Genomic DNA, 1856 nt, shown 5'->3' with positions numbered 1-1856 from the left:
CCCCCTGTCCGCGGGCAAATACTTCTGGCACACCGGCTATGGGCTGGGGATCCAACCCCTGGTCGGTAACCCGGCGCAGCCGCCCTGGGCGTTCGGTAACCAAGAGAGTTCCATCCGGCAAAAAGGCCATCCCCCAAGGGTGCTCCAAACCCTGGGCCAAAGTAACCACCCGAAACGCTTGCTCCGTTCTGGCTCTGGGTAGGGCTTGGGCATGCTCCCCCCGTTGCAGGGCCATCACCGTTTCAGGGCTGACCGGATAGGCCACCACGGCAGGGGGGGCGGACAACCCTCCCAAAAGCAGTAGCGCGGAGAGAAGTTTGCTCGCCGGGATCCTCATGGCCATTGCCGCCTCGTTTTCGCGATGGATTCTGGGGTCTGAGCTAGTCGATTATTACCGCTGCTCTTCTGGAGATGGGTACCGATGAGGGTAAAACCCACTGCGGACCAGAGTGGGCAACCCCCTGTCCCCTCCCGGCCATAGGCTAGCCTTGAGAGCAGCAATCTGTCTCCAAAGCATGCTGGAACCTGGCGAGATCTTGGGACTCGATCCCGCGGGCGCGAACGGCCAATCCCCCGCCCGCCCGCCCCAAAGGCCAACCTGCGGATCCCTGCAGCAGCTCCAGCCCCACTCCAGAGGGATCCACCTCATCTGTGCCCAGGGCCGCTGGTCTATGCAGGTGCTCACCCCCCGTCTGTTTCGGCTGCGCTTTAGCCCCAGCGGAGCGTTTTTGCCCCGTCGTTCCTGGGATGTGGCTCCAGCCGATGAAGAGTGGCCGCCGGCTCCCTTTGAACTGCAGGAAAGCTCCACCCAAATCCACCTGTCCACCTCCCAGGTGCAAGTTCAGATCGATCGGGATCCCCTCCGGTTCAGTTTTCAAGACTCTCAAGGGCAAGAGTTTTGCGCCGATGTCTCCTCTGGGCTTACCTGGGGATCCGATAGCATCCGCCTGGTCAAACACCTCCACCCTGCCGAGCACATCTATGGCCTAGGGGAACGGGCGGGGCTACTCAACAAACGGGGTCGGCGCTACAGCCACTGGACTCGCGACTGCTGGAACTACGACGCCCACAGCGACAATCTCTACCAGGCCATTCCCTTCGCCCTGTTTCTTCGCCCCAACCTCTGCTACGGGCTCTTCCTGCACTGCACCCACTGGAGCCAGTTCGACCTGGGCCAGATCGATCCCGAGCAGTGGGCCATCGAGGTGCGCGCCCCCGAGCTGGATTACTACCTGATCTACGGCCCCACCCCGGCCTTGGTGCTCGAGACCTACACCCAACTCACTGGGCGGCCTCCCCTTCCTCCCCTCTGGGCCTTGGGCTACCAACAGTGCCGCTGGAGCTACGCCAGCGCCGCCCAGGTTCAAACCGTTGCGCAGCAATTTCGCCAGCGGCAGATCCCCTGCGACGTCATTTACTTGGATATCGACTACATGCGCGGCTACCGCGTCTTCACCTGGGATCCCCGCCGCTTCCCCGAACCGGCCCGGCTCATGGCCCAACTCCACGAGGCTGGCTTCCGGGTGGTAGCCATTGTGGATCCCGGCGTCAAGTTCGAGCCCGAAGCCGACTACGCCGTCTTCGACGAGGGCTTGGCCCAGGATTTCTTTATCCGCCGCGCCGACGGCCACCTCTTCTATGGCTACGTTTGGCCAGGCAAAGTCCTCTTTCCCGACTTCTTGCGCCCCGGAGTGCGGCAGTGGTGGGGATCCTGGCAACGGGTTCTCACCCAAGCCGGTGTGGATGGTATCTGGAACGACATGAACGAGCCGGCCCTCAACGACCGCCCCTTTGGAGACGGCGGCCAGATCGTCGATATCCCCCTCGATGCCCCCCAAGGCCCACCCGACGAACCC

At 63.0% G+C, this 1856-nt stretch carries 2 protein-coding genes; one reads left to right on the top strand and one right to left on the bottom strand.

The window, feature by feature from the left end:
- A partial coding sequence (locus tag NW815_RS10105) for a PQQ-dependent sugar dehydrogenase (protein WP_414415972.1) occupies positions 1–235 on the bottom strand: 235 nt, incomplete at its 3' end.
- A gap of 280 nt (positions 236–515) precedes the next feature.
- Between NW815_RS10105 and NW815_RS10100 the strand changes: the two genes are divergently transcribed.
- Positions 516–1856, top strand: a 1341-nt coding sequence (locus NW815_RS10100) for a TIM-barrel domain-containing protein (RefSeq protein ID WP_414415971.1), incomplete at its 3' end; no start/stop codon positions are given.

Source organism: Synechococcus sp. R6-7, assembly GCF_047461695.1.
In the GTDB taxonomy this organism is placed as follows: domain Bacteria; phylum Cyanobacteriota; class Cyanobacteriia; order Thermostichales; family Thermostichaceae; genus Thermostichus.
This window is presented reverse-complemented; position numbering and strand designations above follow the sequence as displayed.